Genomic DNA, 7902 nt, shown 5'->3' on the forward strand with positions numbered 1-7902 from the left:
CCCCGTGCGGATCTACTGAGATTTAAATGCAACCTTCATAATAATATAAGCAAAATTCAGGGTTCATTTCTCTATTGCTCAGCAGTAGAGCGTCTGGTGTTTTACGTTTTTACCATGCTAAGCTGTATTCTTCGGTGCTTGCCCAGAATGTCTGGAGCAATTTGCTATGCTCGCGGTTTTGTGAGCGGTTTGTCTATTGATAAGCTTGATTTCCTATATTTTTCGCCACAGGCGAACCGTTTTTGCTTAGGCCAACCCATTCGAGAGACCCCCTTGAATGGTTGGTTGAGGGCTTCCGACGATGTACGACCCCACATCTGGAGGCCCGACGAGCCGATATCATTGATATCGGCTCGCTTTCACCGTTTTATTGATTTTTTGCGAGCGTCTTATTGGCAAGACTGGGATCAACGAACGTCGCGCATTGGGAATCTCAATGTTTAGGCGCGATGTGACGCTTTGAGTCAAAAAACTTAGTCCATCCAAAACAAACATGGATTGAACGAATTCGTGGGGGACCACGATGCCTTGAGTGCACTTGGGCTTTTTTAGTGCGAACCTCGACGCTTGTCGTCAAATTGGAGAAAAACATGAAGAAAATCGTTATCTCAGCTTTGGCATCTGCTGTTATGCTTTCGGGTGTAACAAGTTTTGCTTATGCAACCGATAAAACTGCAACGTTTAAAGTGCAGATTCAAGTAACCGATGGTTGTTCTGTCGCTGCTGACGACATTAATTTCGGCATTTACTCAAGCTTGAACAATCCAAGTGGCATCGTCAAGCAAGGCAAAATCAGCGTGTCCTGCAACGAAGGTGCGGCTTACTCGTTCAAACTGAATGGTGGAAATAACATTTCCGGCACCGATCAGCGTCAGATGGCTTCCGGAGCTGCGCGCGTCAAGTATGATCTTACAAATATAACTGACGGTGCAAGCACAAAGCTGACTCCGACAACAGCCGTATCTGGAACAGCACTTGATGACACCGTCAAGGATTATGTTATTGAAGCCCGTATTCCGCAGACAGCTGGCGCAACACAGGGAACATATTCGGACACTGTGCAGGTCACTTTGACCTACTAAACAATAAATGCAGCCGGTTGGATCCACTAAAATAGGTTAATCGGCTGCAATTTTTTACCACATTACCTGAAGGAGTGCAGAAATGGCGATGATGCGTCTGCTCATATCCATAACTTTATATTTGTTTGCCGTTATGACAGTTCATGGCGCCACCATAACGATTTTACCTCTTATGCTGGATGTCAAACCACCAATGGCAGCGGGGCAGATTACTTTGCGTGTAGGACCTCAAAATGTGGTTCAGGCGCAAGCACGCATTTATCGTTGGGCGCAAAAAGATGGCAAGGATGTATATACACCAACTTCGGATGTTGTTATCTCGCCGCCTTTTTTGTCGATGAAACCAAATTCCGACACGATTTTACGGGTGGTTCGCACCAGCAAAACACCGATTACATCGGAAGAAAGCTACAGAGTTTTTATCGATGAACTGCCGCAGGCAAATGTTACTGCTGAAGGTAAGGTGTCAGACAACGGTGTGAAGGTCGTAACGCGTAATATTGTCCCTGTATTCTTTGGCCCCAAAGACAGTGAGCCACGTGTGAACTGGAGCGTTCGGCGCGGCAATGGCGGCTTCATTTTGCGTGGGGTTAATCATGGCAGCCAACGTTTGCGCTTGGCAAATGTGAAATTACTCTCTTCATCTGGGGCTGTCGTGGGCCAAATACCTGGCCTTGCCGGATATGTCTTAGCCGGATCGCAGGCCGACATTTTTGTTAAAGCTGCGGGCGGTGGCTCACCAGCTAAAATCAGCGCGCAGGGAAATAAAGCTGTCTATTCGGCTCCCATAGGCGCTGGAAAATAAAACCATCTTCGATAACTGGTTGTTGTATTGGGCGTACTTCCGTTGAAAAAGATCATTGACAATTTACAGATAAAATCCGGATGTCATCTTCCGCTTTATCTTTTGGTGGGGGGGATTGTTTGCAGTCTGACACCATTGCGTGCGCAAGCGACGGATCATGTGGAAAACACAGGATTTGTCGAAGATGTTGCGCCTATTTACAACACCGAAAACCTGGCTCCGGAGGTCAAGCAGCAGGTTCAAAATGCAATGAACCAGGGGCATATTGAGGTTACCATCAATAACCGTCAACAAGGCATTTTCGTTACCTATAAATACGGTGAAAATGATAAACTCCTTGTCAATGCAGACGACCTGACCTCTGCGGGGCTGACTATCGTACCTGAAGCCAAAGTTGATGATGAATGGGTTGATATATCAAAACTGCCAGACGTAGTTTTCACTCTTGATTCAGCAGAAAATAGGCTCGATTTTCACACATCTTCGGATGCGGCGCTTGTTCCCTATCACGTTAGTCTCAACCCAGCTGCATGGTCCGATTTTAAACGTAAAACCGACGATCTCGAGGGAAAGCCGACCTCGGATCCGTCAGCTGTTTTAAACTATACTCTCTATGCCGATAACAATAAAGAAAGTCTGTCAGATGTTTGGGCGTTCAGCGGTGTTTCAGGCAATTTTGATCTGAGATTGTCCAGTAAATACGGTGTGCTTTCTTCAAACCAGATCGCACGCGTATCCAATGGCAGATATAATAACACAGTGCGACTGGATACATTTTGGTCTTATTCCAACCCGGAAACGATGGTGACATATCGTGCTGGTGATCTTATTACACGTGGCTTATCTTGGACGAGATCAACAAGATTGGGTGGCGTGCAATATCGGCGTAACTTTGCGTTGCGGAGTGATTTGGTCACAATGCCTCTACCATCGGTTTCCGGTTCTGCCGCTGTGCCATCATCTGTTGATGTATTCGTAAACAATACAAAACGCGTTACTGAAGATCTACCATCGGGGCCGTTTTCATTGACCAATATACCAGTCGTGACGGGAGCGGGGACGGCGCGCGTTGTTGTAAGGGATGCCCTTGGCCGCGAAACAGTCACAGAAACGGACTTTTTCGCTTCAAACGATATGCTGGCGAAAGGTCTACTTGATTTTTCGTTCGAAGCAGGTGTTCCGCGTCGTTCTTACGGTTGGGAATCCAATGAATATGACGGTAACGTCTTCTCTTCGGCAACCATGCGCTATGGACTCCATGAAAACTTGACCGTTGAAGGACATGCGGAGGTCGGCGTTGATCTCTATAACGCTGGTGGCGGCGTAGTCTTTAATGTCGGCTCATTGGGTGTTATAAATCTGGCGTCTGCAGCCAGCCAATACAAGGGTGAAACGGGCTATCAAATTATAGCGGGTCTGGATGCGGAATATAACGATATCCGGTTTACTGCCCGTACGCAGCAAACATTCGATCGGTTTAATGATATTGCTTCGGTTGTGGACCGGAGCCAGGATGAATATCAAGATAAAGAGAGTGAATTTGTTGATTGGGGCTATTTCAATCGATCATATGATTATCGGCCTCCCAAGGCAGTAAACCAATTTTCTGTAACCTTTCCGCTGCGCTTTGACCCGACTTATTTAAGTTTTTCGTTTACCCAGGTCGATAATTGGGAAGATGACGATTCAAATGTAGCGAGCTTTTCAACAAGCCGCAGCTTTGATAACGGCATTTCGGTTTATGCATCCGCCTTTATGGATGTTAAACGTTCCAACAATTTCGGTGTCTTTACTGGTTTGACCTATAGTTTCGCCGATAAATACACCGCGGGCGTCAGTACCCAATCAGATACCGATGGTACGTCGGTTACATCCGAGTTGCAGCGTACCGAGGGCCGTAAGATTGGCGATTATGGCTGGACCCTACGTGACATGGAAGGCGATAGCCAAAACCGTATGGCCGCTGGATCTTATCGATCCTCTGTTGCGCGTGTTTCAGGGTCTGTAGAGCAAAATAACGATAGCTTCCGCGGAACAGCACAAATTGAGGGGGCAATTGTCGTTGCTGATAAGAGCATCTTCGCAGCCAATCAAATCTTTGACTCATTTGCAGTTGTGGATGCAGGTGCGCCCGATGTGTCTGTTCTGTCTTCAAATCAGGAATATGGCAAGACGGGACGTAATGGCAAGCTGGTTGTATCCGATCTGTTTTCATACAGGAAAAACCAGCTATCCATCGACCCCGATAGTTTGCCGCTTGGTGCGCTCGTACAGTCCACCAACGTGCAGGTGAACCCTGCTTATATGTCTGGCGTGGTAGCAGAATTCGGCGTGAACGCGAAGGTCGACTACGCGTTGTTGCAGATCGTGGACGAAGATGGCGCACCTATTGATGTGGGCTCATATGTTTATGCTGCTGACAGCGCTGATCAGCTTGTAACCGGATATGACGGTATTGTCATGCTTCCAAATGCTAACAAACAGCCTGCGTCGATCACCGTAAAGCAACTGGGGAAACCCGATTGTCACGTTACGCTTGGTAGCAAGTTGAAGCTTGGTATAGAGGCGGGAAATAACCGTCTTGTATGCAAAATATAAAGGGATAAGATCATGTCAAATGGCCTACACATGGTTAAAGTAAAGCTCAAGATGACACTTTCCCTTGTGCTTTTAATGGGGATGCTGGTGATTGCTTCACTTGGCTTTACAACCCAAAAAGTATCGGCTGCAAGCTGCACACTGTCATCGTCTGGTGGCTTAAATTTCGGACGGCTTAACCTCAATCCGGCCAATACCGTTTATGCAGATGCAACGGTTCAGCTCTACTGCGAAAAGGGGTTTCTTGAGAGCAATGTACGCATATGTTTAACGATTGAACCACCCTATGTTGCAGGAAGCACAGAAACTGCGTCTTACCGCCTTATGCGCTCCACCGGTGGCGACACTTTAGCTTTTTCTATTTGGAACACCAATGACTTGAATTACGTGATCGGCTCACAAGACAAAGGATGGCCAAATGTTTACCAGCAAGATGGCTCGGGGCCGGGGACGATTGCGATCCGCGTTCCTTTGCAGGCGAGAATTTCAAGTAATGTTGTGACGGCCGATCAAGGCACATTTCGCTCTGACTCAATCTTAAGGATACGCTATCAGGGATACGGTGTTATCGCTCCAAGTTGCAATAACATTACGACGAAAATTGAATCAGCCTTTCCAATTGTTGCCGATGTACAGCCCTATTGCAGTGTCTCGGCTTCTAACATTACCTTTACTTCCACCATGGCTCTTAACCAAAACCTTGATGCAACAGGTGGCGTGACCGTTTATTGCACCAAAAACACCACATATTCAATTGCGCTTAACCAGAGCAAAGATGCCACTGCTGCAGATCAACGTTATATGAGAAATGCCAGCGGCACTGATAAAATCATGTATGGCCTCTATCGTGACAGTGCCAGAGTTGTACCATGGGGGTGGACGGGCAGCGATGTGCTGACAGGGCAGTATGGGCAGGGATATAACAGACCGTACACGGTTTATGCGCGCATACCACCGCAAAAACGTCCAAAAAGCGATACCTACACGGATACGGTCACGGTGACAGTAACTTATTGAGCGACCATTGAAATAGCGGGAAAAAAATGTTGAAAACCAAACTTATTGCCAGCCTGGGCATGCTGACGTTTACCTGTGTACAAGGACAGGCAGAAGGTACAATCGTTGTCGAAAATTATCAGACCGTCATACGCGATAGCATATCCATTAATGCGATGGGTACGACACCAGATGATGGCCGGGGTGTCTGGATTAAAACCGGTGGTGTCTTCGAGGGCCGTAACATAGATACTACCGCGGCCTTATCGGGTATCTATTCCTTCAGCGGAACTGTCAATTTGACAGGGAACAACACGTTCCATACAACACAGTCACCGGTTTCGTCGAATGAAACAGGCATTTACCTTTATAACAGTAAGATGGATCAGCAAGGCGGTACGCTGATGATCACTGCTGATCAAGGCAACGCACTGAACATTACAAGTGGATCAATTGTTCACGTTAATACGGCTGCGACAACTGCGGCGCACAAGACAATCCTGACGGCGCAAAATGGTTATGGCATCATTGTATCGACTTCCGGCAATAACGGCAATCAATTGGAAGCAAACTACGTCTCCATCCAATCCATGATTGGTATGTCGGTCAGCGGTGTGAACACCGTTCAGCTTAATCATCTGGATATCAATGCCACAAATTCCGGTCTACTTCTCACTAACAAGGCGCAGGTTCGCTTCAATCAATTCTCGATAACATCGACAGCTCCAGTGGGGGGAACATCTTCAGATTATCGTATCAATGCGGTAGGTTTAGAGTCTGGCGCTCAGCTTACGCTGCTGAACGGCACGATAGACACTTTAGGGCAGAATGTTTATGGCATTTATGCTTATGGTAAAGATAGTAAAGCAACGCTTGAAAATGTCGTTTTGCAAACCAAGGGGCTGAGCGCGCACGCTCTATTAGCCAATAGTAGCAACACAATTGGCACGGGCGGTTTGATTAGTGCAAGTAAATCTGCATTTTTAACGAAGGGCGATGGAGCATCTGTAGCATTTGCCAATTATGCGGATGCGCAAATCAAGCTTGTCGATAGCGGTATGGAAACCCAAGGGAAGGGCGCACATGCTATTTATGCACGCGGATATGGATCGGTGGAAATTGATGGCGGTAGTGTGAAAACCTCTGGGGCAGGCAGTTACGCTCTCTATGCCAATCTTGCCGGAAGCATCAATGTAACGGGCGCAACAGTCGAAACATCGGGCCTCAATGCTTTTGGCATGGTATTGTCGCGCGCTTCCAATATAAACTTAAAAAATACGCGTGTGACAACAAAGAGTTTAGGCGCAGCAGCGATAGCGACCATTGCAGGGAGCTACTCTGGTGTCGACTCTATCCTTGAGATTAGAGAAAAGAGTCAGATCATTTCTGAAAATTCTGCCGGCATCTCGGTCATCAGCGGCGCACTAGATGTTACCATGGACGATAGTATGTTAGGGGGACGAACGGCTGCTTATCAAGTCGCTGGCGACGCCTCGTCCATTCTCTCGCTTGAGATCAACAAAGGATCAATCCTATTAGGTGCAGGTGTGTTGAAAGATGGCGCGATTGCCAATGTGTCATTATCGGATGGTTCGACTTGGATTATTGATGGCGAAAGTCAGGTAAGCGCATTGAATGTCAATAATAGCACGGTAAAATTTGGCGCAACGCCGTTGACAGTAAAACCGAGTACAGATTTCTTTCAATTAACGGTTGAAAAGGATTATGTCGCCGATAATGCGACTTTGGTTTTTAACACCAAGCTTGGCGATGATAGTTCCCAGACGGATTTCTTGCATGTCACCGGCAATGCTACGGGTACAACCGGTGTGCAGGTTGTCAATCGGGGTGGCCTTGGTGCTTTGACCACCGGTGATGGTATCCAGCTGATCAAGGTGGATGGCACATCATCTGCCGATGATTTCTCCCTGAAGAGTGATTATAGCTTTGAAGGGCAGGCCGCTGTCGTCGGTGGAGCCTATGCCTATTCCCTTTATGCCGGCAATAAGGCTGGCGACTTTGCCGGTGATTGGTATTTGCGTTCACTGACCATCGAACCACCACAACCGCCTGTCGGGCCGGTGGAGCCGCCAGTCATTGAACCCAAGCCCGTTTATTCCGCTGTCGTGCCGATGTATGAGGTCTATCCGCAAATCTTGCAGCAGTTGAACAAGCTTGGCACATTGGAACAGCGTATTGGCAACCGCACATGGATTGGTACGGGCTCTGATCGGCAGACGGCCACCATCAATGAGATGGAAGGCCGCGGTTTCTGGATGAAGGTGGAAGGCTCCACCGGCCATATCAATTCCAATGTCAGCAAGACCCGCAGCAACTATGACCTTGATATGATCAAGACACAGATCGGCCTCGACTTCGAGGTGACAGAAAGCGATGCCGGCAAGCTGATCGGCGGCGCCT

General features: G+C 47.6%; 5 protein-coding genes. All 5 read left to right on the forward strand.

Translation table 11 applies throughout. The features are described 5' to 3' along the window. Positions 1-590: 590 nt before the first annotated feature. A complete protein-coding gene (locus ACYSNS_RS14360; protein ID WP_461723865.1) occupies positions 591-1082 on the forward strand; it encodes a Csu type fimbrial protein in 492 nt (163 codons plus the stop codon). Positions 1083-1164: 82 nt separating this feature from the next. Further along, the gene (locus tag ACYSNS_RS14365) at positions 1165-1887 is read left to right on the forward strand and encodes a fimbrial biogenesis chaperone (protein WP_461723866.1); all 723 of its coding nucleotides are present in this window, start codon (positions 1165-1167) and stop codon (positions 1885-1887) included. A gap of 42 nt (positions 1888-1929) precedes the next feature. Further along, entirely contained in the window at positions 1930-4485 is a 2556-nt protein-coding gene (locus tag ACYSNS_RS14370) for a fimbria/pilus outer membrane usher protein (RefSeq protein WP_461723867.1), read from the forward strand. 12 nt (positions 4486-4497) lie between these two features. Next, positions 4498-5502, forward strand: a complete 1005-nt coding sequence (locus ACYSNS_RS14375; protein ID WP_461723868.1) for a Csu type fimbrial protein — start codon at positions 4498-4500, stop codon at positions 5500-5502. Between the two features lie 26 nt (positions 5503-5528). Continuing rightward, positions 5529-7902: autotransporter outer membrane beta-barrel domain-containing protein (locus ACYSNS_RS14380; protein ID WP_461723869.1), on the forward strand; the 2374-nt coding region annotated here is incomplete at its 3' end.

This window comes from Bartonella sp. LJL80 (genome assembly GCF_054871565.1).

Bases quoted from the DNA above. Each gene is read 5' to 3' on its own strand.
- ACYSNS_RS14360 (WP_461723865.1), top strand. From the start codon at position 591: ATGAAGAAAATCGTTATCTCAGCTTTGGCATCTGCTGTTATGCTTTCG.
- ACYSNS_RS14365 (WP_461723866.1), top strand. From the start codon at position 1,165: ATGGCGATGATGCGTCTGCTCATATCCATAACTTTATATTTGTTTGCC.
- ACYSNS_RS14375 (WP_461723868.1), top strand. From the start codon at position 4,498: ATGTCAAATGGCCTACACATGGTTAAAGTAAAGCTCAAGATGACACTT.